This window comes from Leucobacter sp. MMO-125, from assembly GCF_037148395.1.
Lineage (GTDB): Bacteria > Actinomycetota > Actinomycetes > Actinomycetales > Microbacteriaceae > Leucobacter.
This window is the reverse complement of sequence record NZ_JBBCTL010000001.1, coordinates 931,865-958,119: the sequence shown is the minus strand read 5'-3', so window position 1 is coordinate 958,119 and position 26,255 is coordinate 931,865. Positions and strand designations below refer to the sequence as shown.

Below are 26,255 nucleotides of genomic sequence, written 5' to 3'. Positions count from 1 at the left end.
CGAGCTAAGAAAGACCCCCGGGAGCAATCCCGGGGGTCTTTTGCGTTTCCGGGGTGCGCGGTGAGGGTGCTTCCTTGTAGGCGTTTCCACCTACTCCGTTTCTTTCTGGTGTCGCCGCTCCGTAAGGTGTTCCCATGCGTCGCCCGCGCTCGCGGGCTTCGGAGTATGGGGAGTAGCAGATGGGGATGCGAAACAGGCTTCGTCTCGGCGTGATCGGGAGTGTGCTCCTGGCGACGCTGTTCGGCGGGGTGACGGCGGCTCACGCCACAGGTTCAGACCCGATCGGCGGGATCACACTGCCGTCGGAAACGGCACGCGTGTGGATCGAGCTCGAGCAGAGCGGCCTGAGCGGGGAAGCTGTCTCAGTGCGCGCTGAGAACGGTGCGTCGACCGTCGATGTGACGATGACGCCGACAACCTTCGGGCTACACGGCGAGATCGCGGCGGTGCCCGGCGCGCTGAAGCTGACGATCCTGCCGAAGCCGGGAGCGCCGGCGACGCGGCCCGATCTTGCGGTCACCGTGCTCGACGCCCAGGGACAGGTGCTGCAGAGCGCGAATCTGCGCCTCGCGATCCCGGCCGGCCCGGCTAAGCCTGGCGAGGAGCCGAAGCCTGCTGTCCCTGGTACTGACACTGATTCGCAGCAGCGCGGTGCGAAGGGCAAGATGGCACGCACCGGCGGTGAGGAGCCGATCTGGCTGGCGCTGGCCGGTGCGCTGCTCGTGGTTGCCGGCGGTACGGTCTGGGGCGTGCGCCGCGTGCGCGCCACGCGCGAGGAGGTCGCACGATGAAGCATATGACACGTCTGGCCATCGCCTCCGTCACGGCTGTCATGCTCGTGCTCGGCTCCGCGGCTTCGGCGCATGCCGATCCCGTGAATCCTGACGACTACGATCCGGTTCCGGTCACCGGTGAGATCGGCTACCGGGTGAACGATCGCGACCGCCTGCCGGAGGTCGATTCAGAGGTCGGTATCGGAGCGGTGCTGGGCACCGAAGCAGGCGGTCTGGTCTCCCTGGGAGAGGGGGCGATCAACTACAGTTCCGCACTGGTGCGGGTGTCGGTGTTCTCACCCGCACAGGACACCGTCGTGTTCCGTGCAGGTGGTGTGCCATCGCTGCAGACCGCTGCGGGCGTTTCCGCGTCGACCACGATGCTGGTGCCCGTCGATGCCGAAGGGCGGGCGCAGCTCTGGGCCAATGCACCTGTGCAGCTGCGCGTCGAGGTGCTTGCCGCGTTCAACGGCTCCCAGGCTCAGCCCGGCTCCACCCTGGTGCTCGCCGAGCCTGTGCTGCGGGCCGACACGCGCAATGGCCTCGCCGGTTCGGGCCTCGGCGGCGATCCGGTCTACGTCGGCCTGACGGGACAGGGAAGCGTGCCCAGTGAGCGGGTGCGCGCCGCCTATGTCACCGCCACGGTCGAACTCGATCGCGCAGGAACGCTCGACCTCGGTACACAGCGCATGCCGCTGCCGGCCGGGGTGAGCACCTTTACCACGGTGCTGTCTCCGGACGAGAACGGGGGCGTGCCTGTGCGTGTTGCCGGTGCGACGGGGCAACTCCTGCTGCACGTCGTCGGCTGGATGCCTGATGCGCCCGACCAAGGAACCCAGTTGAGCCTGCCTGGCAGCTTCGTCCCCACGGCCAGCCTCGACGAGAGCTACACCGACAAGGTCACTGAACGACGCGATGACTTCGCCACGGCCACTCGGAACTCGGATGCCGCCTATTCGATCGCGCTTGTGGCGCTCACCCCCACGGCCGGTACTGAGCGGAGCTTCTTCGAGTTCGGCCCGGCCTATGAAGGCCGCGCGCGGGGCGCCGTCGTCGATCCTGCCCGTGGCGCTGCGCCTCAGCTCGTGATCGTGCCGGCCTCGACAGGCGGCAACGAAGACGGCTACACACTGCGGCGAGGGGAGGCGCAGCTGTCATGGTTGCCCGTTGGCGACATCCTCGGCGCTGAGCGCAGGCAGGCCACGAAGAACTTCGATATCACGATCGACACGCACCAGCAGGGCGAGCAGGTCGACCTCTCCGAGGACGGCTACTTCACCCTGGGCGGCACCGTCTCGAGCGAGTCGGGCACCCCGAGCCTTGACCGGATCGAGATATCGGTCGACGGCGTCGATGGGATTCTCGGCTACGCCGATGTCTGGGAAGAGCAGGGCGTGCTGCGCTGGGAGGCGGATCTCTCGGCGCCGCAGAGCGGCACCTTCGGCTACGCGGTCGAGGCCTTCGACCGCGGCGACAATGCGAAGCGCGCCGAGGTCACTCTGAATGTGCAGCGCTTCACCGAAGACGACACCGTCATCGACCCTGAAATCCACGTGCTCAACCAGACTGCCGGCACCGTCGATGCCACTGTGGTGCCTGAGGAGCCCGACGTGGTCTATGTGGCGACGCATTGGAATGTGAAGCCTGGTGACTCGCTGATCTCAGGTGCCACCGAGACCACGCCGAACGGCCTCTTCGCCGAGGTCGAGTCACGAGATCTCGTGGGTGAACGGTGGCGAGTGCGTACCAAGTCGGCGAAGATCGAAGACGTCTTCCTGCAGGTCGACATCGACGAGCATGAGCAGTACGAGAACCTTGAGGAGAGCGGGCTTGACGAGTCGGGCTTCGGCGCCACTGTAGAGGTTGACGGCGTGCCCGAGGCTGTCGAGGCGGAACGCGTGCCCGGTGACACCGGATACGAAACCGCCGAGATCGTGACCGGGGATGAGGTTGACCTCGACCCATTTCCCTACGAGTGCGATCCCAATGCGACCGACCAGGGCGATGGGCAGTGCCCGCCGGTGCCGATGGTTGACACCGTCGGTTCCAGCGCCGCACAGGGGAGTATCAGCTCTGCGCTGATGCAGCAGACGGGGCCAGTGGGAATCCGGCCCGCTGCGGGCGCGGAGATCTCGGCCGCATTCGGCTTCAAGGTCAATACGAAGATTGTGAAGAAGGAGAAGAGCTGGGGCGTGACCGACGTCGGTTCGTCGTCCTCCGACCCCGAAGCCGAGGTAGCGAACGAGGTCAAGCGCTGGGCGAAGGAGGGCTCCGTCAAGGGCGGGGTCGGTATATCGCTCGCTGCGCAGGCGCTTCCGTCGCTCAAGTTCACACTCGACACCGATATCACCTGGAAGTGGCGGGTGATCCCAACGGGCATCACCGTCACGAAGTTCTCAATTGAGCTGTCGAACACGCTCAAGGCGCAGGCCGCGGTCTCGCTCTTCGTTAAGTTCGAGGGCGCCATGACGCTGTCGCAGCGGGTGATGTCGATCAACATGCCGGTCACCACGATCATGGCGGGGCCCGTGCCGATTGTGCTGCAGAACACCATCAACCTCGAAATCAAAGCCACGCTGGAGTTGAAGGCGACGGCCACCGCGAAGATCGGCTTTAGCCGCACCGATGTGGTCGGCACGCAATACACCGATAAGAACGGGTGGGAATCACTCAACCAGCCGGCGAAGTCGTCGAGCATGCCGCTCGGTTTCAGCCCCATTGCTGATCTGAACGCTGAGTTTGAGGGTGAGCTGGCTGTCGGCCCCGTGTTTGCGCCGAACACGGCGCTCTACGGGCTAGCCGGGCCCCAACTCGACATCTCGATCCGGGCCGGCGTCGCCGGTGGCATCAAGTACAGTGTCGCGAAGAACAAGTGGGTGTTCTCCGCCGAGCTCTTTGCTGAGCTGGGCTACGAGGTGAAGGTGAAGTTCAAACTCTTCACGAAAGAGTGGGATCGCACCCTCACTGAGAAGAGGTTCCGCTTCGTGTTCCTCGGTGATGAGTGGGAATATGGCGGATCGAGCACGGTAGCTTCGCTCGGGCCACCGGGCGGCAGGATCACGGCACCGCCGCCATTGCTGCTGGTGTGACCTGCCTCTGATCCGATCTCGGGGGGTCCCTCGGGTCGAAGATGGGCAGGCTGCGCCAGGCACCATATCGAGCAGAGCCCGGACTTCGCATCCCGAGGGGGAGCGGAGTCCGGGCTCTTATGCGTTCGCTCATCGCAGGTTCTGCGGCGCACCAGGTCTGCTCGGAGGGGAGCGGAGGCGCGGGCGGTATCCTCGAAGATGTTCCCGGGTTCCGCCCAGGGCCGTTTCATCAGATCGAATGGAGTACGTGTGCCGCAGACCCCCGGTGAGCGCGTCGCCCACTTCACCAGACAGTACGGGCTGCTGTTCCTGCTCGATGCCGCTTCCTGGGCTGTGGGGATTCTCGCGGCGCTGGTGCTGCGCTTCGATTTCAATCTGAACCGCATCCACTGGGGTTGGACGCTCGCAGTGATCGCTGTCACGGTGCTGTTGCAGCTCCTGGGCGGCTGGGTGTTCTGGCTGTATCGCAACCGCTACGAGATTGGCAGTTTCGACGAGGTGCGAGCCCTGGTCTTCGACATCACGGCCGTCATGATCGTGGGCTGGATCTTCGCGTTCCTGGTGGGGTATGGCAACGGGATCCCGCGCAGCGCGATGATTATCGCCGCGCCGATCACCTTTAGTCTCATGGGTGTCTCTCGCTACGTGCTGCGGCTCTACAGCGAGCGTCAGCTCAAGCCTGGCGCTGAGGCCGAGCGCACCCTGCTCTACGGTGCTGGCTACCTGGGCGTGCAGACCGCGAAGCGGCTGCTCACCGATGCCAAGGGTGCGGTGCTGCCGGTCGGCTTCCTCGACGACGACCCTTCGAAGCGCAACCAGGTGGTGCGCGGTGTGCGCGTGCTAGGCGGTTTCGATGACCTTGCAGACGCGGTGCGCCAGACCCGTGCGACGCGCCTCATCGTGTGTATCGGCGATGCTGATGCGGCGATGATGCGCCGGGTTGATCAGGCGGCGGATCGCGCGGGTGTGACCGCGATGGTGCTGCCTCCGCTGGAGCAGATCCTGCAGAACGCCTCGGCGATATCCGATGTGCGTGAGCTTTCCATTGAGGATCTCATCGGTCGCCACCCAGTACGTCTTGAGACCGAGTCGATCGCCGAGTATCTGCAGGATCGCCGGGTGCTGGTGACGGGTGCTGGCGGATCGATCGGCTCCGAGTTGTGCCGTCAGCTCGCGCGCTTCGCGCCGAGCGAGCTCATCATGCTCGACCGTGACGAGACGGCGCTGCAGGAGACGCAGCTTTCGATCAGTGGGCACGGCCTGCTCGACACGAACGATGTGGTGCTTGCTGATATCCGCGATGAAGCCACGCTGCAGAGAATCTTCCTGGAGCGACGCCCTGAGGTGGTGTTCCACGCTGCGGCGCTCAAGCATCTGCCGATGCTCGAGCAATACCCTGACGAGGCCTGGAAGACGAATGTGATGGGCACGCTCAACGTGCTGCGCGCGGCTCGCAGCGCCGGTGTCGGTGCGTTCGTGAACATTTCTACTGACAAGGCTGCGAACCCCACGAGTGTGCTGGGCCATTCGAAACGCGTAGCGGAGAAGCTCACCGCTTGGATGGCGGAGCAGACCGGGCAGCGTTATCTTTCGGTGCGTTTCGGCAATGTGATCGGCAGCCGCGGCTCGATGCTGCCCACTTTCCGCAAGCTCATCGATGCGGGTGGGCCGCTCACTGTGACGCACCCCGAGGTTACTCGGTTCTTCATGACGATTCCCGAGGCGTGCCAGTTGGTGGTGCAGGCGGGGGGCATCGGGCGGCCCGGCGAGGTGCTGATCCTCGATATGGGGGAGCCTGTGCGCATCATCGATGTCGCGCGCCGCATGATCGCGCAGTCGGGCAAAGACATCGAGATCGTGTTCACCGGGCTGCGCCACGGTGAGAAGCTGCACGAGGAGTTGGTGGGCGATGGTGAGGGGCGGGAACGTCCCTTCCATCCCAAGATCTCCCACGCACACGTCGACACGATTTCGCCCGATGTGCTCGATCATGAGGGGTGGATCGCGCGCCTCGATCTCACCGAGGCTGCTGAGGAGCGGGTGCAGTGACAGAACTTTTCGGCGTGATCGCGGTTGGCGCGATCACGTTCTTGCTCAGCCTGCTGCTGCCGTTCGCGGTGAAGCCGCTGCTGACGAAGCTTGGGATCATGGATGTACCCAATGAGCGTTCTTCGCATGAGCGTCCGGTTCTGCGCGGCCTGGGGCTTGCGGTGCTCATCGCGATGGCGGTCGGCGGGATTCTATCGGTGTTTCTGCCCCTGCTGTTCGGGCACCCTGCTGTGTCGACGAACACGATCACGGTGGTTGCTGGGTCGATTGCGGCGGGTCTGCTGGGTCTCTCCGAAGATCTGCGCGGGTTGAGCGTCAAGGTGCGCAGCTTGTGCTTGCTGCTCATCGCGTCTGGTGTTGCGGTGTCGCTGCTGTGGCAGCCGCAGTTGTTCGGCGGATCATCGGGGCTCGTCAGCCCGGTCGTGCTGCAGTGGGTGAACGGGTGGGTGTTCATCCAGCCACCGGTGTGGGCGTTGGTGCTGCTCGCGGTCTACGCGGTGCTCTTCATCTCCAGTTACATCAACGTGGCGAACTTCATGGACGGACTCAACGGCATCAGCGGTTTCCACGGCGTCATCGCCGGACTCGCTTTTGCTGTGGCGGGCTTTGTCACTGGGCACGGTTGGTTGTTGCTGGTGGGTCTGGTGCTCGCCGCGGGCTTCGCAGGGTTCCTGCCATGGAACCTTACGAAACCGGGGGCCTTCCTCGGTGATGTCGGCAGTTACCTGCTCGGGGGAGCGGTGGCGGTGACGAGTTTCGCCGCGCTTGTGGCGGGGGTGCCGTTCCTCGCGACGATCGGACCGATGGTGATCTACTTCGGTGATGTCGGGGTGACGCTCGTGAAGCGGGTGCGCGCTGGAAAGCGCTGGGATGAGCCGCACAAGGAGCACGCCTACCAGCGCATCCAGCAGCTCGGCTACACGCATGTGCAAGCATCCGCGATCACGGCGGGCTGCACGGCGATCGCCTCGCTGCTCGGTATCGCGTCGCTCTTCACCGGTTTGTGGGGCACACTTGCCCTGCTCGTCGCCGGTCTCGCCGTTGTCGTCTTCTACTCCCTCCTCCCCAACCTCCTCCCCGCCCGCCCAAATGCCTAGCTTCACGGTCCCCGCCTAGCGAGCGCGCGATTCCGAGCCGCGACACGCCCGGGTTGCATCATTCAACTTCCCCGTGCGAGAATAGACAGGTTCAGTACTCCGTGCTTCGGCGCGGATCACTGCCAGGCAGTGCATTGCCACCGCTTCGTGTCTTGGTTTGTCCGGGAATCGGAGCGGGTGGGTGAGGCCGCGGGTAGCGAACACCACCCGTGCATCGAAGCGGCTCGGCGAAAGCCCGGTCGCTTTCTGTGTGCGGGGCCGCCCCTGTGTATATCGCAGGCGCGGTTTTTGACAGGTGAACAGAGACCCAGCACGTTGCGCTCGTCAGAGTGCGTGTGCCAGGGCGCTGGTACGCAAGACGTCCAATGCCGCCAGCCCTTCGACACGCTCTGAGGGTTTGCGGTACGACGCAAGTAGAAAGTAGAGAGTCACATGGCGGGACAGAAGATCCGCATTCGACTGAAGTCGTATGACCATGAGGTCATCGACAGCTCCGCACGCAAGATTGTCGACACGGTGACCCGCGCGGGTGCAACCGTGATCGGCCCCGTGCCGCTCCCCACGGAGAAGAACGTGATCGCTGTGATCCGTTCGCCCCACAAGTACAAGGACAGCCGCGAGCACTTCGAGAAGCGCACGCACAAGCGCCTGATCGACATCGTCGATCCCACCCCGAAGGCAGTTGATTCGCTGATGCGTCTTGATCTGCCTGCCGACGTCAACATCGAGATCAAGCTCTAAGGGGGGATCCGAACATGTCAGTAGCACGTAACGTGAAGGGTCTTCTGGGCACCAAGCTCGGTATGACGCAGGTCTGGGATGAGAACGGCAACGTTGTTCCCGTGACCGTGATCGAGGTGGCCCCCAACGTGGTCACCCAGATTCGCACCCCCGAGGTCGACGGCTACAGCGCCGTGCAGATCGCGGCTGGTCAGATTGATCCCCGCAAGGTGAACAAGCCTTCGGCCGGTCACTTCGAGAAGGCGGGCGTCACCCCGCGTCGTCACCTCACCGAGGTGCGCACGGCAGACGCCGCCGAGTACTCGCTCGGTCAGGAGCTCACCGTCGACGCCACGTTCGAGGCCGGTCAGAAGATCGACGTCGTTGGCACCTCGAAGGGCAAGGGCTTCGCCGGCACCATGAAGCGCCACAACTTCAAGGGCGTTTCGGCTTCGCACGGTGCGCACCGCAACCACCGTAAGCCGGGCTCGATCGGTGGCGCAGCTACCCCGGGTCGCGTCTTCAAGGGTCAGCGCATGGCAGGCCGCATGGGCGGCGATCGTGTCACCGTGCAGAACCTCACCGTGCAGGCGATCGACGCTGAGAAGGGTCTCATCCTGGTGAAGGGTGCGGTTCCCGGCGCTCGCGGTCGTCTCGTTTTCGTTCGCAACGCAGTGAAGGGGGCGTAGTTCATGGCTACCGCTACCAAGCTCGAGGTGCTCGACGCTAAGGGCAAGAAGGCCGGTTCGGTCGATCTGCCCGAGGCCATCTTCGGCACCGAGACCAACGTCCCGCTGATCCACCAGGTGGTCACCGCTCAGCTCGCAGCTGCGCGCCAGGGTACGCACAAGACCAAGAACCGTGGCGAGCGCTCCGGTTCGGGTGTCAAGCCCTTCAAGCAGAAGGGCACCGGCCGCGCCCGTCAGGGTTCGGTTCGTATGCCGCAGCACCGCGGCGGCGGTATCGTGCACGGCCCCGTGCCTCGCGATTACTCGCAGCGCACCCCCAAGAAGATGATCGCCGCGGCGCTCACCGGCCTGCTCTCGGATCGCGCTCGCGCGAACCGTCTGCATGTCGTCGAGTCGTTCGGTATCGCTGAGAAGCCCAGCACCAAGTCGGCCCGCGAGTTCCTCGCATCGGTCGCGCCGGGCAAGCGCGTGCTCGTCGTCGTCACCCGTGAGGATGAGGCGACCGTGCTCAGCGTCCGCAACCTGCAGCACGTGCACGTGCTGTACCAGGATCAGCTCAACGCCTACGACGTGGTCGTCAGCGACGATCTCGTCTTCACCAAGGCTGCCTTCGACGCATTCGTCGCCGGCCGCGCCGCCAAGGAGGACACGAAGTGAGCCTGAACAAGTCCGCACACGACGTCATCATCCGCCCCATCGTCTCGGAGAAGAGCTACAACCTCATCGACGCGAACGGCCAGTACACCTTCGAGGTGCAGCCGACCGCGAACAAGACTGAGATCAAGCTCGCCATCGAGACTGTCTTCGGCGTGAAGGTCGAGAAGGTCCGTACCCTCAACCGCAAGGGCAAGACCCGCCGCACCAAGTTCGGCATGGGCAAGCGCAAGGACACCAAGCGCGCCATTGTCACGCTGAAGTCCGGCTCCATCGACATCTTCACGGCTGCGCTGTAGAAGGGGCGAAGAGGAACACAACATGGCTATTCGCAAGTACAAGCCGACGACCCCGGGTCGTCGCGGCTCGAGCGTTGCTGATTTCGCTGAGATCACGCGTTCGACCCCTGAGAAGTCGCTGCTCCGCCCGCTCCCCAAGACGGGTGGCCGCAACAACCAGGGTCGCATCACCACTCGCCACATCGGCGGTGGCCACAAGCGCCAGTACCGCGTCATCGACTTCCGTCGCAATGACAAGGACGGCGTGAACGCCAAGGTTGCGCACATCGAGTACGATCCGAACCGCACCGCGCGTATTGCGCTGCTGCACTTCGAGGACGGCACGAAGCGTTACATCATCGCCCCGAACAAGCTGAAACAGGGCGACATCGTTGAGTCGGGTGCCGGTGCTGATATCAAGCCCGGTAACAACCTGCCGCTGAAGAACATCCCCACCGGTACCGTGATTCACGCCATTGAGCTGAAGCCCGGCGGCGGTGCGAAGATGGCTCGCTCGGCTGGTGCCTCGGTTCGCCTCGTGGCGAAGGACGGCCCCTACGCTCAGCTGCGTCTGCCCTCGGGCGAGATCCGCAACGTCGACGTGCGCTGCCGCGCAACGGTCGGCGAGGTGGGCAACGCCGAGCAGTCGAACATCAACTGGGGCAAGGCCGGCCGCATGCGTTGGAAGGGCGTCCGCCCGACCGTGCGTGGTGTCGTCATGAACCCGGTGGATCACCCCCACGGTGGTGGCGAAGGCCGCACCTCGGGTGGTCGTCACCCGGTCAGCCCCTGGGGTCAGAAGGAAGGCCGTACGCGCCACCCGAACAAGGAAAGCGACAAGCTCATTGTGCGTCGCCGCCCGACCGGCAAGAAGCGCTAAGCGGCAGGTAGGAGAGAGTAGAAGATGCCTCGTAGTCTCAAGAAGGGCCCCTTCGTCGACAACCACCTGCTGCACAAGGTGGTTGCCCAGAACGAAGCCGGCACCAAGAACGTGATCAAGACCTGGTCGCGCCGCTCGATGATCATCCCCGCCATGCTGGGTCACACCATCGCGGTGCACGACGGTCGTAAGCACATCCCGGTGTTCGTCACCGAAACCATGGTGGGTCACAAGCTGGGCGAGTTCGCGCCCACGCGCACCTTCCGTGGCCACGTGAAGGACGACAAGAAGGGCCGTCGCCGCTAAGCGGTGACGTGAAGGAGGAAGAGAAATGGTGGAGTCGATCGCACGCGTGCGTCATATCCGCATCACCCCCCAGAAGGCCCGTCGCGTTGTTGACCTGGTCCGCGGAAAGAACGCTCAGGAGGCCCTGGCCATCCTGAAGTTCGCCCCGCAGGCTGCTGCAGAGCCGGTGTTCAAGCTCGTCGCCTCGGCGATCGCGAACGCCCGCGTCAAGGCCGACAACGAGAACCTGCGTTTCAACGAGGACGAGCTCGTCGTAGCTCGCGCCTTCGTCGACGAGGGCGCAACGCTCAAGCGTTTCCGTCCCCGCGCTCAGGGTCGCGCATTCCGTATCAACAAGCGCACGAGCCACATCACGGTCGTTCTGCAGACCGCTGACGAACTCGCCGCTGCGAAGAAGGGAGCCTAACGGTATGGGCCAGAAGATTCATCCCTACGGCTTCCGCCTCGGGATCACCACCGACCACGTGTCGCGCTGGTTCTCGGACTCGACCAAGAAGGGCCAGCGTTACGCTGACTACCTTGCCGAGGACATCAAGATCCGCCAGCACCTGACGAAGCAGCTCGATCGCGCCGGCGTCTCGCGCGTCGAGATCGAGCGCACCCGTGATCGCGTCCGCGTGGACATCCACTCGGCACGTCCCGGTATCGTCATTGGCCGCCGCGGCGCCGAGGCCGAGCGCATCCGCGCCGACCTTGAGAAGCTCACCGGCAAGCAGATCCAGCTCAACATCCTCGAGGTCAAGAACCCCGAGGCTGATGCTCAGCTCGTCGCTCAGGGCATCGCCGAGCAGCTCGCTGCTCGCGTGGCGTTCCGTCGTGCGATGCGCAAGGGTCTGCAGGGCGCCCAGCGCGCGGGTGCCAAGGGCATCCGTATCCAGGTCTCCGGCCGCCTCGGCGGCGCCGAGATGAGCCGTTCGGAGTTCTACCGCGAGGGTCGTGTGCCGCTGCACACGCTGCGCGCGAACATCGACTACGGCTTCTACGAGGCGAAGACCACCTTCGGCCGTATCGGCGTGAAGGTTTGGATCTACAAGGGCGATCTCACCAACAAGGAACTCGCTCGCGAGCAGGCGGCCCAGAAGCCGTCGCGCGACCGCGGCGATCGTCGCCGTGCGCCCCGTGGCGCTCAGGCTGAGGCTGCACCCGCTGCAGCAGGAGCGGAGAAGTAAGCATGCTGATTCCCCGTCGAGTCAAGTACCGCAAGCAGCACCACCCCAGCCGCAGCGGTCAGTCGAAGGGCGGCAACACTGTCGCCTTCGGTGAGTTCGGTATCCAGGCCCTGACCCCCGCTTACGTGACGAACCGTCAGATCGAGTCCGCTCGTATCGCGATGACCCGTCACATCAAGCGTGGTGGCAAGGTGTGGATCAACATCTACCCCGACCGTCCCCTCACCAAGAAGCCTGCGGAAACCCGCATGGGTTCGGGTAAGGGTTCGCCCGAGTGGTGGGTGGCCAACGTCAAGCCGGGCCGCGTGCTCTTCGAGGTCGCCGGCGTCGACGAGCAGCTCGCTCGTGAAGCGCTCACCCGCGCGATCCACAAGCTGCCGCTCAAGGCCCGTATTATCAAGCGCGAGGAGGGCGACGCGTAATGGCGATCGGTACCAAAGAACTGGCCATCACCGAACTCGATAGCTTCGAGGACGAGCGTCTGGCCGAGGAGCTCAAGAAGGCCAAGGCCGAGCTCTTCAACCTTCGTTTCCAGTCGGCCACCGGCCAGCTGGAGAGCCACGGCCGCGTGCGTCAGGTGAAGCGCGACATCGCTCGCATCTACACCGTGCTGCGCGAGCGCGAGCTCGGCCTGCGGGTCACCCCTGCGGCCGCCCCTGCTCCCGCGAAGGCGAAGAAGAGCAGCAAGAAGACCGAGCAGGCGGACGCCGCCAGTGATTCGGTGAGCACCGAAACGAAGGAGGCCTAAGAATGACTGCTGAGGTCGAGAACGAGCAGCGCGGTTACCGCAAGGCTCGCCGCGGCTACGTCGTCAGCGACAAGATGGACAAGACCATCGTCGTCGAGGTCGAGGACCGCGTGAAGCACCCGCTGTACGGCAAGGTCATGCGCCGTTCGTCGAAGGTCAAGGCCCACGACGAGCAGAACACCGCCGGTATCGGCGATCTCGTGCTCATCCACGAGACCCGCCCGCTGAGCGCAACCAAGCGCTGGCGTCTGGTCGAGATCCTCGAGAAGGCGAAGTAAGCCTCGCGCTTACTGAGTGAAGGAGTAACAAGTGATTCAGCAGGAATCCCGACTCAAGGTTGCCGATAACACCGGTGCCAAGGAGTTGCTCACCATCCGTGTGCTCGGGGGCTCGAAGCGTCGTTACGCCGGTCTCGGCGACACGATCGTCGCGACCGTCAAGGACGCGATCCCCGGCGGCAACGTGAAGAAGGGTGACGTGGTCAAGGCCGTCGTCGTCCGGGCGCGCAAGTCGACTCGTCGTGCTGATGGCTCGTACATCAGCTTCGATGAGAACGCAGCCGTCATCCTCAAGGCCGACGGGGAGCCCCGCGGTACCCGTATCTTCGGGCCGGTCGGCCGTGAGCTGCGCGACAAGCGGTTCATGAAGATCGTCTCGCTCGCACCGGAGGTGATCTAGTCCTATGGGCGCAAAGATCAAGAAGGGTGACCTCGTCGAGGTCATCTCGGGCCCGTCGCAGGAGCGCGGCGGCTACAAGGGCAAGCAGGGGCGCGTCATCGACGTGCTCGCTGAGAGCGACCGTGTCGTCGTCGAAGGCGTGAACTACGTCAAGAAGCACGTGCGCGTCGGTCAGTCCGACCGTGGCACCCGCGAGGGTGGTATCGAGACCGTTGAGGCCCCGATCCACGTCTCCAACGTTGCCATCGTCGATCCCGAGACGAAGAAGCCGACTCGCGTCGGGTTCCGCGTCGAGGAGGTCGAGAAGGACGGCAAGAAGAAGACCGTTCGCGTGCGCTACGCCAAGTCGTCTGGGAAGGACCTCTAAATGACTGAGACCAAGGTTCAGCCCCGTCTCAAGCAGAAGTACCGGGGCGATATCGTTCCGCAGCTGCGCGAGGAATTCGACTACGCCAACATCATGCAGGTGCCCGGCATCGTCAAGGTTGTCGTGAACACCGGTGTCGGTGAGGCGGCTCGTGACAGCAAGGTGATCGAGGGCGCTATTGCAGACCTCACCAAGATCACCGGCCAGAAGCCCATGGTGACCAAGGCCCGCAAGTCGATCGCGCAGTTCAAGCTGCGCGAGGGCCAGGCCATCGGCGCGCACGTTACCCTCCGTGGTGACCGCGCGTGGGAGTTCCTCGATCGTCTGATCAACCTCGCACTGCCCCGTATCCGCGATTTCCGCGGTCTTTCGGCCAAGCAGTTCGACGGAAATGGCAACTACACCTTCGGATTGACCGAGCAGAGTGTGTTCCATGAGATCGATCAGGATAAGATTGATCGAGTGCGTGGGTTCGACATCACTGTCGTCACCACCGCAAAGTCCGACGACGAGGGTCGTGCGCTGCTCAAGGCGCTCGGCTTCCCCTTCAAGTCGGAATAACTGAATAGTCCAAGCGGAGAGGGTGTCCGGGAGTTTCCCGGGCACCCGATCCGTGTGTCACCCAGGTCACACTCCGTGTAACGGTGTGTGATACCAGGCGAGAAAGAAGAGTCACTCATGACGATGACTGATCCGGTCGCAGATATGCTGACCCGGTTGCGCAATGCAAACTCTGCGCATCATGACGACGTTTCGCTTCCCGGCTCGAAGCTGAAGGAGCGGATCGCTGAGATCCTCAAGCGCGAAGGCTACATCAAGGACTGGAAGGTGGAGGCGGCTCGAGTCGGCACCACCCTCACCATGTCGCTGAAGTACGGCCCCAACCGCGAGCGCTCCATCGAGGGCATCAAGCGCGTGTCGAAGCCCGGCCTCCGGGTCTACGCGGGCTCGACCGAGATCCCGAGCGTGCTCGGTGGTCTTGGCATCGCGATCCTGTCCACCTCCTCGGGGCTCCTCACCGACCGCGAGGCTGAGCAGAAGGGCGTTGGCGGGGAAGTCCTCGCCTACGTGTGGTAAGCCGTCATGTCACGTATTGGTAAGCTTCCCATCACCGTTCCCGGTGGTGTAGACGTCAAGATCGAGGGCCAGAAGGTCACGGTCAAGGGTTCGAAGGGCGAGCTCGCGCTCGTTGTCTCCGAGCCGATCCGCGTTGCTCTCGAGGACGGTCAGGTGCTCGTCACCCGTCCCAACGATGAGCGCGAATCCCGAGCGCTGCACGGTCTCACCCGCACGCTCATCAACAACAACATCATCGGTGTCACCGAGGGCTACTCCAAGCAGCTCGAGGTCGTGGGTACGGGCTACCGCGTGCAGCAGAAGGGCACCGGCCTTGAGCTGGCCCTCGGCTTCTCGCACCCGGTCAACGTCGACGCTCCCGAGGGCATCACGCTTGCCGTCGAGGGCAACACGAAGATCACCGTGAGCGGTATCTCGAAGCAGGCGGTCGGCGAAGCCGCCGCCAACATTCGCAAGCTGAAGAAGCCGGAGCCCTACAAGGGCAAGGGCATTCGCTACGCGGGCGAGAATGTCCGTCGCAAGGCAGGAAAGGCTGGTAAGTAACCCATGGCCGCTTCAGTATCTCGGGCTAAGGGTCGTACGGCTGCTCGTATCCGCCGCCACACCCGCCTGCGCAAGAAGATTGTCGGCACCGAGGCCCGTCCTCGCCTGGTCGTCAACCGCTCTGCGCGTCACGTCTTCGTCCAGATCGTCGACGATTCGAAGGGCATCACCGTTGCTTCGGCTTCGACGATGGAAGCCGATCTGCGCTCGTTCGAGGGCGACAAGACCGCCAAGGCCCGCAAGGTCGGCGAGCTCGTCGCAGAGCGTGCCAAGAACGCCGGTGTCGAGGCTGTCGTCTTCGACCGCGGCGGCAGCAAGTACGCAGGCCGTGTCGCCGCGATCGCCGATGGCGCTCGCGAAGGGGGGCTGGCGCTGTGAGCAACGAAACGAAGGAGCAGGAAGTGTCTGCTGAGACTCAGGCCGCCGAGGCCCCGGCTCAGGATCACCGCAACGAGCCGCGCGAGCAGCGTCGTGGTAGCCGTGACCGCGGGACCCGTGGCGAGCGCGGCGGACGCGACCGCAACGAGAGCCAGTTCCTCGAGCGCGTCGTCACCATTAACCGCGTCTCGAAGGTCGTCAAGGGCGGCCGTCGCTTCAGCTTCACCGCGCTCGTCGTGGTGGGCGATGGCAACGGCACCGTCGGTGTCGGCTACGGCAAGGCGAAGGAGGTGCCTCTCGCTATCTCCAAGGGTGTCGAGGAGGCCAAGAAGAACTTCTTCCGCGTGCCCCGCGTCGGCAGCACCATCCCGCACCCCGTGCAGGGCGAAGCCGCTGCTGGTGTCGTGCTGCTGCGTCCGGCCGCTGCCGGTACCGGTGTTATCGCCGGTGGTCCGGTTCGCGCCGTACTCGAGTGCGCCGGCATCCACGATGTGCTGAGCAAGTCGCTCGGTTCGTCGAACACCCTGAACATCGTGCACGCGACCGTCGAGGCGCTGCAGCAGCTCGAGGAGCCTCGCTCCGTCGCAGCTCGCCGCGGCCTTGACTTCGACCGCGTCGCCCCGGCTCGCATCGTGCGCGCTGAGGCGAAGGCTGCGGCCGACGCTGCCGCGAAGGCAAAGGCAGGTGCGTAATGGCGAAGAGCCTGAAGATTACGCAGACGAAGTCCGTTATCAGTGAGAAGCAGAACCAGCGCGATACTCTCCGCAGCCTGGGCCTCAAGAAGATCGGCCAGTCGGTCGTTCGCGAGGACACGCAGGCGAACCGCGGTTACGTGCGTGCTGTCGCTCACCTTGTAGAGGTTGAGGAGATCGACGCATGAGCGAGAAGAACGAGGAGCGCGATCAGGTGCTCAAGGCGCACCACCTCCGTCCGGCTCCCGGCTCCAAGAAGGCCAAGACCCGCGTGGGTCGTGGCGAGGGCTCGAAGGGCAAGACGGCTGGTCGTGGCACCAAGGGCAGCAAGGCCCGCTACCAGGTGAAGGCCGGCTTCGAGGGTGGGCAGATGCCGCTGCACATGCGCACCCCGAAGCTGCGCGGGTTCAAGAACCCGTTCCGCACCGAGTACCAGGTTGTCAACATCGCGAAGCTCGCCGAGCTCTACCCCAAGGGTGGCGACGTGACTGTTGACGATCTGGTCGCCAAGGGCGCCGTTCGCAAGAACCAGCCCGTCAAGGTGCTGGGCGACGGTGACCTGCAGGTGAAGCTCACCGTCTCGGTCGACAAGGTCTCCGGCTCCGCTGAGCAGAAGATCGTCGCCGCAGGCGGAGAGATCAAGTAAGGGTTCGTCAGAACTCGATCGCCCGAGTCTCTCTCGGGTAGCGGGGGAGTGGCGGAACCGGCCCATGTGTCGGTTCCGCCCACCCCCGTTTTTCTTTCGCGGATCCCGCTCGGCGGATCCGCGTGTTCGACGCCCGGCTGACATGTAGGCTGGTGCAATCGGTTCTCGTCGTCAGGCGAAGGCCCCACGACGTTTCCAGGAGGCAGATTTTGTTCAGCGCCATCGGACGGATCTTTCGGACTCCCGACCTGCGACGGAAGATTGTCTTCACGCTCGCTATCGTGTCGCTGTTCCGGCTCGGTTCATTCATTCCGGCACCCTTCGTCGACTACGCCAATGTGCAGGCGTGTCTGGCGGCGAACGCGAACGGCGCTTCCGGCCTCTACGACATGATCAACCTGTTCAGCGGCGGTGCACTGCTGCAGCTGTCGATCTTCGCGCTGGGCATCATGCCGTACATCACGGCCTCCATCATCACGCAGTTGCTGCGCGTCGTCATCCCGCACTTCGAGGCGCTGCACAAGGAGGGCCAGGCCGGCCAGGCCAAGCTCACCCAGTACACCCGCTACCTCACCATCGCACTCGCGGTGCTGCAGTCGACCACGCTCATCACCGTCGCCCGCTCGGGCCAGCTGTTCGGCGCTGTGGCCGATCAGTCGTGCCAGAACCTCGTGTCGCAGGAGTGGTGGGCCATCCTTATCATGATCCTCACGATGACCGCAGGCACGGGACTCATCATGTGGTTCGGTGAGCTCATCACCGAGCGCGGCGTCGGCAACGGCATGTCGATCCTCATCTTCACCTCGATCGCAGCCACGTTCCCCAACGCGATGTGGATCATCAAGGAGTCGCGCGGCTGGGAAGTCTTCTTCCTGGTGCTCGCAGTCGGCCTCGTCGTCGTCGCCGCAGTCGTGTTCGTCGAGCAGTCGCAGCGCCGTATTCCGGTGCAGTACGCGAAGCGCGTCGTGGGCCGCCGCACCTACGGGGGCAGCAGCACCTACATTCCGATTAAGGTCAACATGGCCGGCGTGATCCCCGTGATCTTCGCCTCGGCGATCCTGTACCTGCCGATGCTGATCACCCAGTTCAACCAGCCCAAGATCGGCGAAGAGCCGAAGGCATGGGTCGTCTGGATTCAGAACAACCTCGTCTACGGCGATCAGCCGATCTACATGCTGGTCTTCTTCCTGCTGGTCATCGGCTTCACCTTCTTCTACGTGCAGATCACCTTCAATCCTGAAGAGGTCTCCGACAATATGAAGCAGTATGGCGGCTTCATTCCTGGTATCCGCGCGGGTCGCCCCACCGCTGAGTACCTCAACTACGTGCTTACCCGCATCACCAGTGCAGGGTCCATCTACCTGGGCCTCATCGCACTGCTCCCGCTCATCGCGCTCGCATTCTTCGGAGCTAACCAGAACTTCCCGTTCGGTGGTGCTTCGATCCTCATCATTGTCGGCGTCGGCCTTGAGACCGTCAAGCAGATCGACGCCCAGCTGCAGCAGCGCCACTACGAAGGACTCCTCAAGTGACCGACACCCAGACCACCCGCCTGCTCATCATCGGCCCGCCCGGTGCGGGCAAGGGCACCCAGGCAGCGGCGATCGCCGAGCGCTACGGTGTCCCCGCGATTTCCACCGGCGATATCTTCCGCGCCAACATCAAGGGCGGCACCGAGCTTGGAAAGCGCGTGCAGGAGATTATCGAGCGGGGCGAACTCGTTCCCGACTCGCTCACCAACGAGATCGTCGCGGATCGCCTCGCGCAGCCCGACGCGGCTCCCGGCTTCCTGCTCGATGGCTACCCCCGCACCGTCGACCAGGTGCACGCTCTTGACGGCATGCTCGAAGGTGCCTCGCTCGACGCGGTGGTGCTGATCGAAGCCGACGTCGATGCCGTTGTCGCCCGTCTGCTGAAGCGTGCCGAGATTGAGGGCCGCGCCGACGACACCGAAGACGTGATCCGTCACCGCCAGGAGGTCTACGCACAACAGACCGCTCCGCTCGTCGAACTGTTCTCCGAGCGCGGCATTCTGGTCACCGTCGACGGGCTCGGCTCGGTCGAGGATGTCGCCGCCCGCATCGCAGCAGGTCTTGAGGCCAAGCTCGCAGCGCCGGTGGAGCGCTAGCTCGTGTCGCGTCGAGGGATCCTGCGACGTTCCATCTACAAGTCGCCTGCCCAACTGCGACTGATGGTTGAACCCGGTCTCGCGACGGGTGCCGCGCTTGCGGCGATGCGCGATGCAGTGCGCGCCGGGGTGACGCCCCTCGAACTCGATGCGATTGCCGAGGAGGCGATCCGCTCACGCGGAGGCGCCCCCAACTTCATGCTCGAGCCTGGATACCGCCACACCATCTGCGCCAACGTCAATGAGCATGTGGTGCACGGTATCCCCACCGACAGGCCGTTGCAGCCGGGCGACATCGTCGCCCTCGACGCCGGTGCCGTGGTGAACGGCTGGAACGGCGATGCTGCGATCACCGCAGTGATCCCCGACCCTGCACGTCCCGAGCACACCGCCGCTCTCGAACGTCTCAGTCAGGTCACCGAGGCTGCGATGTGGCGCGGTATCGCGCGTCTTGCCACAGCCTCACATGTGAACGAGGTCGGCGAGGCCGTCTCGGCGTATGTGCGCAAGCACAGCGACTACGGTGTGCTCGAGGACTATATCGGCCACGGCATTGGTCGCAGCATGCACGAAGACCCGCCGGTCTTCAATGTGCCGGTGAAGCGCCGCGGCCCGGAGGTGAAGCCGGGGCTCGTCGTCGCGATCGAGCCCATCATCTCAGCGGGCGGCATCGACACGATCATCGAAGACGACGACTGGACCGTGACCATGGCCGACGGCTCAATGAGCGCCCAGTGGGAGCACTCGGTCGCGGTGCACGGTCGCGGAATCTGGGTGCTGACCGCAGAAGACGGCGGCGCCAGCGGGCTTGAGCCGCTCGGGATCACGCCGGTTCCGATCCCATAACCAGGCAGTCACGGCTCGGTGAGGGGGTGCGCGCATGAATCAGCACCGGATCGCCCGTCGCAGCGCCCTGCTCGGAGTGGGTGGCATCCTCGGCCTGGCGCTCTCGGGGTGCGCGACCGCGCGCCCCGTCGCGCCCGGTTCGTCTCGGGTGACGGCCGATCCGCACCCCCGTGAGGTGGCTCCCGCTGATCCGCCTGCCGCCGCTGCACCAGCAGCCCCGCCGCTGCCCGATGTCGAGGCGATCATCGCCGCACACGAGGGCCGCGCGCCGAGCCAATGGGGCACCGACATTCCCGGTGTCATCCGCACCGGCGGCGAGGCCGGCCTCGACCCCGCCGCCGTGTACCTCACCCTTGACGCCTGCGGCGGGAGTGCGGGATCCGGTTTCGATGCCCCCCTGATCGAGGGGCTCACTGCGGCGGCGGTTCCGGCGACGCTGTTTCTCAATCACGGGTGGATCGCGGCGAACTACCAGCTCGCCGCCGCTTTGGCCGCCAATCCGCTGTTCTCCATTCAGAATCACGGTACGCGCCACCTTCCCCTGAGCGTGAATGGTTCGTCGGCGTACGGTATCCCCGGCACCGCGAGTGTGCGCGAAGTCGCGCTTGAGGTGTGGGAGAACCATGTCGCGCTCACCGAGCTGACAGGGGTGGCACCGCGTTGGTTTCGCCCAGGCACGGCCCATCTCGACGATGTCGCGCTCAGTGTCTCCACGGCGTTGGGGGAGCGGATCGCCGGCTTCGCCATCAACGGCGACGGCGGCGCGACCCTCCCCGCGCAGAGTGTGACGGTCGCCGTGGGTGCAGCCGTTGGCGGCGAGATCGTGATCGCGCACATGAACCAGCCAGGATCAGGCACCGCGGCCGGGATTCTCGCCGCCGTTCAGCAGCTACGCGACCGCGGCTTGAGCTTCGGTGTGCTCTGAGTGCGGGCTTTACAAACACCGACACGCCCGGTACTCTTGATCTTTGGTGCTTTGCGCCTGTTTTCGCGTTCCCGATCGCAGTTCTGGATCAGGCCCGCGGGGCGGACGAAGGGCATTCGCAAGACCAGCACACACCTACGCAAGCGATAGTGAGGCTATGGCGAAGAAAGACGGCGTCATCGAGATCGAGGGACAGGTTGTCGAGGCTCTGCCGAACGCGATGTTCCGCGTCGAGCTGACCAATGGACACAAAGTGCTCGCTCATATCTCGGGAAAGATGCGTCAGCACTACATCCGTATCCTCCCGGAGGATCGCGTGGTCGTAGAACTGACACCCTACGATCTGACCCGCGGCCGCATCGTCTACCGCTACAAGTAGGCGCTGGAAAGTAACGGCTCGCGGCATCCCGCGAGTACGAGGACAGCGAAGCAGTAAGGAAACATCATGAAGGTCAAGCCCAGCGTCAAGCCGATCTGCGATCACTGCAAGGTGATCCGCCGTCACGGCCGCGTCATGGTGATCTGCAAGAGCAACCCGCGCCACAAGCAGCGTCAGGGCTAAGCAGGTCGTCAGCCCGTGCGCGCAGGATGCGATCCGCATTCCGCAACGCTCCATACGCACGGAATGACAGCAACACAACTCAACAACTGATCCAGCGCATCGAAGAACCCGCGCCCACCCGGCCTTGGCCGGTGAAGCGCGGGGGACACCTCGGGACGGAGGCCCGAACCCCCGATACGCACCAAACCTCCAAGATCCGCAAGGAGAGCCAACATGGCACGTCTCGCAGGAGTCGACATCCCGCGCGATAAGCGCGTCGAGATCGCACTCACCTACATCTACGGCGTCGGCCGCACCAGCGCGCTGAAGACCCTCGCCGACACCGGCATCGACGGGAACATCCGCGTCAAGGACCTCACCGACGACCAGCTCGTCGCGCTCCGCGACTACATCGAAGGCAACTTCAAGGTTGAGGGCGACCTCCGCCGCGAGGTCGCAGCCGACATCCGCCGCAAGGTTGAGATCGGCAGCTACCAGGGTCTCCGTCACCGCAAGGGCCTGCCCGTGCACGGTCAGCGCACCAAGACGAACGCTCGTACCCGTAAGGGCCCGAAGCGCACCGTCGCCGGCAAGAAGAAGTAATCGCCGGTTCACTGACCAAACACACAGAGCTTTTCAGGAGAACACTCAATGGCTGCACCCAAGACCGCGGCTCGTAAGCCGCGTCGCAAGGACAAGAAGAACGTTGTCGTGGGCCAGGCCCACATCAAGTCGACGTTCAACAACACGATCGTCTCGATCACCGACACCACCGGTGCCGTGATCAGCTGGGCCTCCTCGGGCGGCGTCGGCTTCAAGGGCTCGCGCAAGTCGACCCCGTTCGCCGCGCAGCTCGCTGCCGAGTCGGCTGCCCGCAAGGCGCAGGAGCACGGCATGAAGAAGGTCGACGTCTTCGTGAAGGGTCCGGGATCGGGTCGCGAGACCGCGATCCGTTCGCTCCAGGCCGCGGGCCTCGAGGTCGGTTCGATCACCGACGTCACCCCGCAGACGCACAACGGCTGCCGGCCGCCCAAGCGTCGCCGCGTCTGAATTCGTTGTCAAGCCGACTGCGGTTGGCTTCGACTGCGACCTCCCGGTCGTGGAAGAAGTCGCCGCGTCGGCTCGGCGATTTCTCCGGTCAAGCCGGACACGGCTTGACCCATCGGGGAAACCGCATACCCGATCAGAACGCAAGTTCCTCCCTTTACCCGCATGAGTCATATAGCGGACTCCAGCGAAAGGACCACACACAGTGCTCATTGCACAGCGACCCACTCTGACTGAAGAATCGATCTCCGAGTACCGTTCGCGCTTCGCCATCGAGCCGCTCGAGCCCGGCTTCGGCTACACGCTCGGCAACTCGCTGCGCCGCACCCTGCTCTCGTCGATCCCCGGTGCCGCCGTGACAAGCGTGCGCTTCGAGGGCGTCGCCCACGAGTTCACGACCATTCCGGGCGTGACCGAGGACGTCACCGAGATCATCCTCAACATCAAGGACCTCGTCGTCTCCAGCGAGCACGACGAGCCCATCACGGCGTACCTGCGCAAGACCGGTGCCGGCGAGGTGACTGCAGCCGACATTTCCGCTCCCGCGGGCGTCGAGGTGCACAACCCCGAGCTCGTGATCGCGACGCTCAGCGATTCCGCACAGTTCGAGCTCGAGCTCACCATCGAGCGTGGCCGCGGCTACGTCTCGGCAGCGCAGAACCGCAACGAGGACGCCGAGGTTGGCCGTATTCCGGTCGACTCGATCTACTCGCCGGTACTCAAGGTCACCTACCGCGTGGAGGCCACGCGTGCCGGTGAGCGCACCGACTTCGATCGTCTCGTCGTCGATGTTGAGACCAAGCCCGCAATCAGCCCCCGCGACGCGATCGCGTCGGCCGGTTCGACGCTTGTCGAGCTGTTCGGTCTGGCCCGCGAGCTCAACACCGCGGCCGAGGGCGTCGAGATTGGCCCCGCGCCCGTCGAGGTCGTCGCCGAGGGTGAGCTCTCGATCCCGATCGAGGATCTCGATCTCTCCGTGCGCAGCTACAACTGCCTGAAGCGCGAGGGCATCAACACGGTGAGCGAGCTTGTTGCGCTCTCCGAGGCGCAGCTGATGAACATCCGCAACTTCGGTCAGAAGTCCGTATTCGAGGTGCGCGACAAGCTCACCGAGATGGGCCTCTCGCTGAAGGATGCCGTGCCCGGCTTCGACGGTGCGCAGTTCTACAGCTACGAAGACGACAACAACTAACGATCCGGCACTGTTCGCCTGATCGCACACTTACTGGAGTAAACAATGCCCAAGCCCAACAAGGGCCCCCGCCTCGGAGGCGGCCCCGCACACGAGCGCCTGATGCTGAACCAGATGGCTGCGCAGCTCTTCGAGCACAAGCGCATCCAGACCACGGAGACCAAGGCCAAGCGCCTGCAGCCCGTGGCCGAGCGCCTCGTGACCTTCGCGAAGCGCGGCGATCTCGCCGCTCGCCGTCGCGTGATGCGTCAGATCCTCGACAAGAGCGTCGTGCACGAGCTCTTCACCGAGATCGCGCCCCTCGTCGAGAACCGCGAGGGTGGCTACACCCGCATCATCAAGACCGGTTTCCGCAAGGGTGACAACGCACCCCTCGCGGTGATCGAGCTCGTGCTCGAGCCCGTCGCCCCGAAGGCCAAGGCGAAGAAGAAGGCTGCGGCCGAGCCCAAGGCTGAAGAGGTCGTCGAGACCCCCGCTGAGGAGACCGCTGTCGAGGAGGCCGCTGAGGCGCCCGCCGAGACCGAGGCTCCCGCTGAGGAGAAGGCCGAGTAAGGTTTTCGCACTCGCAGTGCCGCAGCGCCCCGTGATCCGTTCGGATCACGGGGCGCTGCGCTGTTTGGCGCGGCTATGGACTGAGTCGGCGGGCGGATCGTGGGGCAGGCGGATCGCGCTGCGGTGGATCGCGGAGCGTCGATCGCGGGGTGAGCTACCGGCGGGGGAGCGCGAAGCCGATGGCTTCGCTGGGACTTTGCAGCTTGTCGAGTGCGCGTTGCACAGCTGCCGCGTAGATCTCGCCGCCGCTCGGATTGGGGTGGATGTCGTCCCCGGCGAGCGCATCGGGCACGCCGGTGACCGCGCCGGTCCAGTCAGCCACCACAACGCCGCGATGGGCCTCGGCATAGGAGGCGAGCAGCTCGTTGACGCCGGGAATCCAGTCGCGGTCGGCGTGGGCATTCACCAGCACAAGGGGACGCGTCCCCGCCGCGCGGTGGATCGTGTCGAGGTCTTCGGGCTGCACGGGACCGTTGGTGCCGAGGCCGACGACGAGCACGCTGCGCAGCTCGCCCTGTGAGGCGAGCTCGGCCACGATCTCGGTGCCTGCATCCATGCTTCGCGAGACCGCAGCGTCGACCGAGATCCCCGGGTAGGCGGCCTCCAATTCGGGCAGGCTCGCCAGCATCACCGAGTCGCCGACCGCGACGAGGTCGCCGCCTTCGAACGCGATGCGCGCCGTCTCGGCAGAATTCGAGGATCCGACTGCGCCAGACCCCTGGGAGCCAGAGCCCTTGGTGGCAGCGCCATCGGCACCGGCTGAAGCCGAGTCTGGGCTGTCGCCCTTGCCTGAAGTGCCCTCGGCGCCAGAAGCAACAGTAGCCTCGGCAAGCTGGTGGCTGCGCTCGAGGGCTTCCTGCCCGCGCGCGATCGCCGCCTCCGCAGAGCTCTGCTGCGGTGCCGTGACCAGCGCGACAACCGTAAGCGGCACTGTCGCGGCGAGCACCACACCGAGTGAGACGGCGACGAAGCGCCGCCGCGGCGTGTGGTCGCTCGGGCGCACGAGCAGGCGCAGCGCACGACGTAGCCCGAAGCGGCGCACCGGCTGCTCCACGAAACGGTAGGAGAGCGCCGCGGCAAGAATCGTGGCTGCCAAGGTCAGCGGTGCCACCAGCCAGTCGAGGTCGGCGTTCAGGGCCGCGGCGCAAATCAGCAGCAGCGGCCAATGCCAGAGGTAGATGCCGTACGAGCGCTCGCCCACCCATCGCAGCGGTGCCATATCGAGCGCGCGGCCAATCCACACCCCCGGTCGGGTCACCGCCCACACCACGAGCAGCGAGGCAGCTGTCGCCAGCTGAAAGCCCCACCGGAAGCTGGCGGGGCTGCCCTCAGCGAGGGTGAGCGCAAGCCACACGAGCGCGCCAAGCCCGACGACCGCAACGGTGCCCCAAACGAGCTGCCGCAGGGCGCCCGGATCCGCCGCCATCGAAGACCGGGAGCGCTGCAGCGCGGCCGCCATTGCCGCGCCCAGCAGCAGACCAAAAGTGTGGCTGTCAGATCCGAAATAGATGCGAGTGGGGTCAGCTCCGAGCAGTGACAGCGCCACCATCAGCGCAGCCGAGGCGAGGCCGAGCACTGCGAGCGGAATGGCGCGAGCGGCTCGGGAACGCAGCCTGACGAGCAGCAGCACCAGCAACGGCAGCACAATGTAGAACTGCTCCTCGATCGCCAGCGACCACATGTTGCGGAACAGCTCAGGGGTGTCCCGCGCGAAGTAATCGGCCCCGTTCGCGATGAACACCCAGTTGCTCACGAAGAACACAGCCCCCGCGATCTGCTGCTTGATGCCGACGAGCAGGTCTCCGCCCACCGCCAGCGCGAGCGAAGTGCTTACGAGCAGCACGAGCCCGAGGGCGGGCAGCAGCCGGCGAGCGCGGCGGCGCCAGAAGACGCCGAGGCGGATCCGCCCATCCAGTTCGTACTCTCGCAGCAGCAGCGAGGTGATGAGGAAGCCGCTCATCACGAAGAATACGTCGACGCCGAGGAAGCCGCCGGGAAGCAGCGCAGGGAAGAGGTGGTAGCAGAGCACCAGGCCGACCGCGACGGCTCGCAGACCGTCGAGACCGCCGAATCGGGCGGGTCGCGGGGCAGGAGTGGGCGGGGGAGGAGTCATGGGAAGCTTTCGGCGCTGCGAGGGAGCGCGCATCGGACCATCCTACGCGCGGAAGCCGAGAACGAGCCGGGGCAGGCA

At 64.9% G+C, this 26,255-nt stretch carries 35 protein-coding genes; 34 read left to right on the top strand and 1 reads right to left on the bottom strand.

Annotated features, from left to right (window positions below):
• Positions 1–185: 185 nt before the first annotated feature.
• The 34 genes from WFI54_RS04390 to rplQ all read left to right on the top strand — a co-directional run bounded on the left by WFI54_RS04390 (position 186) and on the right by rplQ (position 24,064).
• Entirely contained in the window at positions 186–791 is a 606-nt protein-coding gene (locus WFI54_RS04390) for an LPXTG cell wall anchor domain-containing protein (RefSeq protein WP_336651538.1), read from the top strand.
• Positions 788–3,862: a hypothetical protein gene (locus tag WFI54_RS04385; RefSeq protein ID WP_336651537.1), complete on the top strand. Its 3,075-nt coding sequence runs from the start codon at positions 788–790 to the stop codon at positions 3,860–3,862. Before WFI54_RS04390 ends, WFI54_RS04385 begins: the two co-directional genes overlap by 4 nt.
• 249 nt (positions 3,863–4,111) lie before the next feature.
• The gene (locus WFI54_RS04380; RefSeq protein ID WP_336651536.1) at positions 4,112–5,911 is read left to right on the top strand and encodes a polysaccharide biosynthesis protein; all 1,800 of its coding nucleotides are present in this window, start codon (positions 4,112–4,114) and stop codon (positions 5,909–5,911) included.
• The gene (locus tag WFI54_RS04375; protein ID WP_336651535.1) at positions 5,908–7,008 is read left to right on the top strand and encodes a UDP-phosphate alpha-N-acetyl-D-fucosaminephosphotransferase; all 1,101 of its coding nucleotides are present in this window, start codon (positions 5,908–5,910) and stop codon (positions 7,006–7,008) included. Before WFI54_RS04380 ends, WFI54_RS04375 begins: the two co-directional genes overlap by 4 nt.
• A 432-nt stretch (positions 7,009–7,440) precedes the next feature.
• Positions 7,441–7,749, top strand: a complete 309-nt coding sequence (rpsJ, locus tag WFI54_RS04370; protein WP_010156393.1) for a 30S ribosomal protein S10 — start codon at positions 7,441–7,443, stop codon at positions 7,747–7,749.
• Between the two features lie 14 nt (positions 7,750–7,763).
• Positions 7,764–8,417 carry a 50S ribosomal protein L3 gene (gene rplC, locus WFI54_RS04365; RefSeq protein WP_223044596.1) on the top strand — a complete coding sequence of 218 codons (654 nt, stop codon included), beginning with the start codon at positions 7,764–7,766 and terminating at the stop codon, positions 8,415–8,417.
• Positions 8,418–8,420: 3 nt separating this feature from the next.
• A complete protein-coding gene (gene rplD / locus WFI54_RS04360) occupies positions 8,421–9,074 on the top strand; it encodes a 50S ribosomal protein L4 (RefSeq protein WP_336651534.1) in 654 nt (217 codons plus the stop codon).
• Positions 9,071–9,370 carry a 50S ribosomal protein L23 gene (gene rplW / locus WFI54_RS04355; RefSeq protein ID WP_336651533.1) on the top strand — a complete coding sequence of 100 codons (300 nt, stop codon included), beginning with the start codon at positions 9,071–9,073 and terminating at the stop codon, positions 9,368–9,370. Before rplD ends, rplW begins: the two co-directional genes overlap by 4 nt.
• Positions 9,371–9,392: 22 nt before the next feature.
• A complete protein-coding gene (rplB, locus tag WFI54_RS04350; protein ID WP_024356777.1) occupies positions 9,393–10,229 on the top strand; it encodes a 50S ribosomal protein L2 in 837 nt (278 codons plus the stop codon).
• Between the two features lie 24 nt (positions 10,230–10,253).
• Positions 10,254–10,535 carry a 30S ribosomal protein S19 gene (rpsS, locus tag WFI54_RS04345; protein WP_017885323.1) on the top strand — a complete coding sequence of 94 codons (282 nt, stop codon included), beginning with the start codon at positions 10,254–10,256 and terminating at the stop codon, positions 10,533–10,535.
• 25 nt (positions 10,536–10,560) lie between these two features.
• A complete protein-coding gene (rplV, locus tag WFI54_RS04340) occupies positions 10,561–10,941 on the top strand; it encodes a 50S ribosomal protein L22 (RefSeq protein WP_024356778.1) in 381 nt (126 codons plus the stop codon).
• Positions 10,942–10,945: 4 nt separating this feature from the next.
• The gene (gene rpsC, locus WFI54_RS04335) at positions 10,946–11,704 is read left to right on the top strand and encodes a 30S ribosomal protein S3 (RefSeq protein WP_024356779.1); all 759 of its coding nucleotides are present in this window, start codon (positions 10,946–10,948) and stop codon (positions 11,702–11,704) included.
• Between the two features lie 2 nt (positions 11,705–11,706).
• A complete protein-coding gene (gene rplP, locus WFI54_RS04330; RefSeq protein WP_017885320.1) occupies positions 11,707–12,126 on the top strand; it encodes a 50S ribosomal protein L16 in 420 nt (139 codons plus the stop codon).
• Positions 12,126–12,452, top strand: a complete 327-nt coding sequence (gene rpmC, locus WFI54_RS04325) for a 50S ribosomal protein L29 (RefSeq protein WP_336651532.1) — start codon at positions 12,126–12,128, stop codon at positions 12,450–12,452. The genes rplP and rpmC overlap by 1 nt, the downstream gene beginning before the upstream one ends.
• A 2-nt stretch (positions 12,453–12,454) precedes the next feature.
• Positions 12,455–12,730, top strand: a complete 276-nt coding sequence (rpsQ, locus tag WFI54_RS04320; protein WP_336651531.1) for a 30S ribosomal protein S17 — start codon at positions 12,455–12,457, stop codon at positions 12,728–12,730.
• Positions 12,731–12,761: 31 nt separating this feature from the next.
• Entirely contained in the window at positions 12,762–13,130 is a 369-nt protein-coding gene (gene rplN / locus WFI54_RS04315) for a 50S ribosomal protein L14 (protein ID WP_017885317.1), read from the top strand.
• Positions 13,131–13,134: 4 nt separating this feature from the next.
• The gene (gene rplX, locus WFI54_RS04310) at positions 13,135–13,497 is read left to right on the top strand and encodes a 50S ribosomal protein L24 (protein WP_024356782.1); all 363 of its coding nucleotides are present in this window, start codon (positions 13,135–13,137) and stop codon (positions 13,495–13,497) included.
• Entirely contained in the window at positions 13,498–14,058 is a 561-nt protein-coding gene (gene rplE, locus WFI54_RS04305; protein WP_336651530.1) for a 50S ribosomal protein L5, read from the top strand. It abuts the gene before it with no gap.
• 117 nt (positions 14,059–14,175) lie between these two features.
• Positions 14,176–14,574 carry a 30S ribosomal protein S8 gene (rpsH, locus tag WFI54_RS04300; RefSeq protein ID WP_024356784.1) on the top strand — a complete coding sequence of 133 codons (399 nt, stop codon included), beginning with the start codon at positions 14,176–14,178 and terminating at the stop codon, positions 14,572–14,574.
• A 6-nt stretch (positions 14,575–14,580) separates the two neighbouring features.
• Positions 14,581–15,117 carry a 50S ribosomal protein L6 gene (rplF, locus tag WFI54_RS04295; protein WP_336651529.1) on the top strand — a complete coding sequence of 179 codons (537 nt, stop codon included), beginning with the start codon at positions 14,581–14,583 and terminating at the stop codon, positions 15,115–15,117.
• 3 nt (positions 15,118–15,120) lie between these two features.
• Complete coding sequence (gene rplR / locus WFI54_RS04290) at positions 15,121–15,495, top strand: 50S ribosomal protein L18 (RefSeq protein ID WP_024356786.1); 375 nt, start codon at positions 15,121–15,123, stop codon at positions 15,493–15,495.
• The gene (gene rpsE, locus WFI54_RS04285; protein WP_017885310.1) at positions 15,492–16,187 is read left to right on the top strand and encodes a 30S ribosomal protein S5; all 696 of its coding nucleotides are present in this window, start codon (positions 15,492–15,494) and stop codon (positions 16,185–16,187) included. Before rplR ends, rpsE begins: the two co-directional genes overlap by 4 nt.
• A complete protein-coding gene (rpmD, locus tag WFI54_RS04280) occupies positions 16,187–16,375 on the top strand; it encodes a 50S ribosomal protein L30 (protein ID WP_024356787.1) in 189 nt (62 codons plus the stop codon). Before rpsE ends, rpmD begins: the two co-directional genes overlap by 1 nt.
• Positions 16,372–16,833 (top strand): 50S ribosomal protein L15, encoded by a 462-nt coding sequence (rplO, locus tag WFI54_RS04275; RefSeq protein ID WP_336651528.1) that lies wholly within the window; start codon positions 16,372–16,374, stop codon positions 16,831–16,833. The genes rpmD and rplO overlap by 4 nt, the downstream gene beginning before the upstream one ends.
• 209 nt (positions 16,834–17,042) lie before the next feature.
• Positions 17,043–18,365 carry a preprotein translocase subunit SecY gene (gene secY / locus WFI54_RS04270; protein WP_336651527.1) on the top strand — a complete coding sequence of 441 codons (1,323 nt, stop codon included), beginning with the start codon at positions 17,043–17,045 and terminating at the stop codon, positions 18,363–18,365.
• Complete coding sequence (locus tag WFI54_RS04265) at positions 18,362–18,961, top strand: adenylate kinase (RefSeq protein ID WP_336651526.1); 600 nt, start codon at positions 18,362–18,364, stop codon at positions 18,959–18,961. The genes secY and WFI54_RS04265 overlap by 4 nt, the downstream gene beginning before the upstream one ends.
• Positions 18,962–19,024: 63 nt before the next feature.
• Positions 19,025–19,807 carry a type I methionyl aminopeptidase gene (map, locus tag WFI54_RS04260; RefSeq protein ID WP_336651525.1) on the top strand — a complete coding sequence of 261 codons (783 nt, stop codon included), beginning with the start codon at positions 19,025–19,027 and terminating at the stop codon, positions 19,805–19,807.
• Between the two features lie 34 nt (positions 19,808–19,841).
• A complete protein-coding gene (locus WFI54_RS04255; RefSeq protein ID WP_336651524.1) occupies positions 19,842–20,732 on the top strand; it encodes a polysaccharide deacetylase family protein in 891 nt (296 codons plus the stop codon).
• 157 nt (positions 20,733–20,889) lie between these two features.
• The gene (gene infA / locus WFI54_RS04250; protein WP_336651523.1) at positions 20,890–21,111 is read left to right on the top strand and encodes a translation initiation factor IF-1; all 222 of its coding nucleotides are present in this window, start codon (positions 20,890–20,892) and stop codon (positions 21,109–21,111) included.
• Positions 21,112–21,177: 66 nt separating this feature from the next.
• The gene (gene rpmJ / locus WFI54_RS04245) at positions 21,178–21,294 is read left to right on the top strand and encodes a 50S ribosomal protein L36 (protein ID WP_017885303.1); all 117 of its coding nucleotides are present in this window, start codon (positions 21,178–21,180) and stop codon (positions 21,292–21,294) included.
• A gap of 213 nt (positions 21,295–21,507) precedes the next feature.
• Positions 21,508–21,876 carry a 30S ribosomal protein S13 gene (gene rpsM / locus WFI54_RS04240; RefSeq protein ID WP_017885302.1) on the top strand — a complete coding sequence of 123 codons (369 nt, stop codon included), beginning with the start codon at positions 21,508–21,510 and terminating at the stop codon, positions 21,874–21,876.
• 48 nt (positions 21,877–21,924) lie between these two features.
• Positions 21,925–22,323, top strand: a complete 399-nt coding sequence (gene rpsK, locus WFI54_RS04235; protein WP_017885301.1) for a 30S ribosomal protein S11 — start codon at positions 21,925–21,927, stop codon at positions 22,321–22,323.
• Positions 22,324–22,525: 202 nt separating this feature from the next.
• Positions 22,526–23,512 carry a DNA-directed RNA polymerase subunit alpha gene (locus tag WFI54_RS04230; protein ID WP_336651522.1) on the top strand — a complete coding sequence of 329 codons (987 nt, stop codon included), beginning with the start codon at positions 22,526–22,528 and terminating at the stop codon, positions 23,510–23,512.
• Positions 23,513–23,557: 45 nt separating this feature from the next.
• Positions 23,558–24,064, top strand: a complete 507-nt coding sequence (gene rplQ, locus WFI54_RS04225) for a 50S ribosomal protein L17 (RefSeq protein WP_336651521.1) — start codon at positions 23,558–23,560, stop codon at positions 24,062–24,064.
• A 154-nt stretch (positions 24,065–24,218) separates the two neighbouring features.
• Here the strand turns inward: rplQ and WFI54_RS04220 are convergent, their stop codons facing one another.
• Positions 24,219–26,177, bottom strand: coding sequence for an acyltransferase family protein (locus WFI54_RS04220; RefSeq protein WP_336651520.1), 1,959 nt, complete (start codon positions 26,175–26,177; stop codon positions 24,219–24,221).
• Between the last annotated feature and the right edge of the window lie 78 nt (positions 26,178–26,255).

What these genes read in the sequence shown, in the direction of transcription:
- WFI54_RS04390 (WP_336651538.1), top strand. Translation starts at nt 186, where the DNA reads ATGCGAAACAGGCTTCGTCTCGGCGTGATCGGGAGTGTGCTCCTGGCG.
- WFI54_RS04385 (WP_336651537.1), top strand. Translation starts at nt 788, where the DNA reads ATGAAGCATATGACACGTCTGGCCATCGCCTCCGTCACGGCTGTCATG.
- rpsJ (WP_010156393.1), top strand. Translation starts at nt 7,441, where the DNA reads ATGGCGGGACAGAAGATCCGCATTCGACTGAAGTCGTATGACCATGAG.
- rplC (WP_223044596.1), top strand. Translation starts at nt 7,764, where the DNA reads ATGTCAGTAGCACGTAACGTGAAGGGTCTTCTGGGCACCAAGCTCGGT.
- rplD (WP_336651534.1), top strand. Translation starts at nt 8,421, where the DNA reads ATGGCTACCGCTACCAAGCTCGAGGTGCTCGACGCTAAGGGCAAGAAG.
- rplB (WP_024356777.1), top strand. Translation starts at nt 9,393, where the DNA reads ATGGCTATTCGCAAGTACAAGCCGACGACCCCGGGTCGTCGCGGCTCG.
- rpsS (WP_017885323.1), top strand. Translation starts at nt 10,254, where the DNA reads ATGCCTCGTAGTCTCAAGAAGGGCCCCTTCGTCGACAACCACCTGCTG.
- rplV (WP_024356778.1), top strand. Translation starts at nt 10,561, where the DNA reads ATGGTGGAGTCGATCGCACGCGTGCGTCATATCCGCATCACCCCCCAG.
- rpsC (WP_024356779.1), top strand. Translation starts at nt 10,946, where the DNA reads ATGGGCCAGAAGATTCATCCCTACGGCTTCCGCCTCGGGATCACCACC.
- rplP (WP_017885320.1), top strand. Translation starts at nt 11,707, where the DNA reads ATGCTGATTCCCCGTCGAGTCAAGTACCGCAAGCAGCACCACCCCAGC.
- rpmC (WP_336651532.1), top strand. Translation starts at nt 12,126, where the DNA reads ATGGCGATCGGTACCAAAGAACTGGCCATCACCGAACTCGATAGCTTC.
- rpsQ (WP_336651531.1), top strand. Translation starts at nt 12,455, where the DNA reads ATGACTGCTGAGGTCGAGAACGAGCAGCGCGGTTACCGCAAGGCTCGC.
- rplX (WP_024356782.1), top strand. Translation starts at nt 13,135, where the DNA reads ATGGGCGCAAAGATCAAGAAGGGTGACCTCGTCGAGGTCATCTCGGGC.
- rplE (WP_336651530.1), top strand. Translation starts at nt 13,498, where the DNA reads ATGACTGAGACCAAGGTTCAGCCCCGTCTCAAGCAGAAGTACCGGGGC.
- rpsH (WP_024356784.1), top strand. Translation starts at nt 14,176, where the DNA reads ATGACGATGACTGATCCGGTCGCAGATATGCTGACCCGGTTGCGCAAT.
- rplF (WP_336651529.1), top strand. Translation starts at nt 14,581, where the DNA reads ATGTCACGTATTGGTAAGCTTCCCATCACCGTTCCCGGTGGTGTAGAC.
- rplR (WP_024356786.1), top strand. Translation starts at nt 15,121, where the DNA reads ATGGCCGCTTCAGTATCTCGGGCTAAGGGTCGTACGGCTGCTCGTATC.
- rpmD (WP_024356787.1), top strand. Translation starts at nt 16,187, where the DNA reads ATGGCGAAGAGCCTGAAGATTACGCAGACGAAGTCCGTTATCAGTGAG.
- rplO (WP_336651528.1), top strand. Translation starts at nt 16,372, where the DNA reads ATGAGCGAGAAGAACGAGGAGCGCGATCAGGTGCTCAAGGCGCACCAC.
- map (WP_336651525.1), top strand. Translation starts at nt 19,025, where the DNA reads ATGGTTGAACCCGGTCTCGCGACGGGTGCCGCGCTTGCGGCGATGCGC.
- WFI54_RS04255 (WP_336651524.1), top strand. Translation starts at nt 19,842, where the DNA reads ATGAATCAGCACCGGATCGCCCGTCGCAGCGCCCTGCTCGGAGTGGGT.
- infA (WP_336651523.1), top strand. Translation starts at nt 20,890, where the DNA reads ATGGCGAAGAAAGACGGCGTCATCGAGATCGAGGGACAGGTTGTCGAG.
- rpmJ (WP_017885303.1), top strand. Translation starts at nt 21,178, where the DNA reads ATGAAGGTCAAGCCCAGCGTCAAGCCGATCTGCGATCACTGCAAGGTG.
- rpsM (WP_017885302.1), top strand. Translation starts at nt 21,508, where the DNA reads ATGGCACGTCTCGCAGGAGTCGACATCCCGCGCGATAAGCGCGTCGAG.
- rpsK (WP_017885301.1), top strand. Translation starts at nt 21,925, where the DNA reads ATGGCTGCACCCAAGACCGCGGCTCGTAAGCCGCGTCGCAAGGACAAG.
- rplQ (WP_336651521.1), top strand. Translation starts at nt 23,558, where the DNA reads ATGCCCAAGCCCAACAAGGGCCCCCGCCTCGGAGGCGGCCCCGCACAC.
- WFI54_RS04220 (WP_336651520.1), bottom strand. Translation starts at nt 26,177, where the DNA reads ATGACTCCTCCCCCGCCCACTCCTGCCCCGCGACCCGCCCGATTCGGC.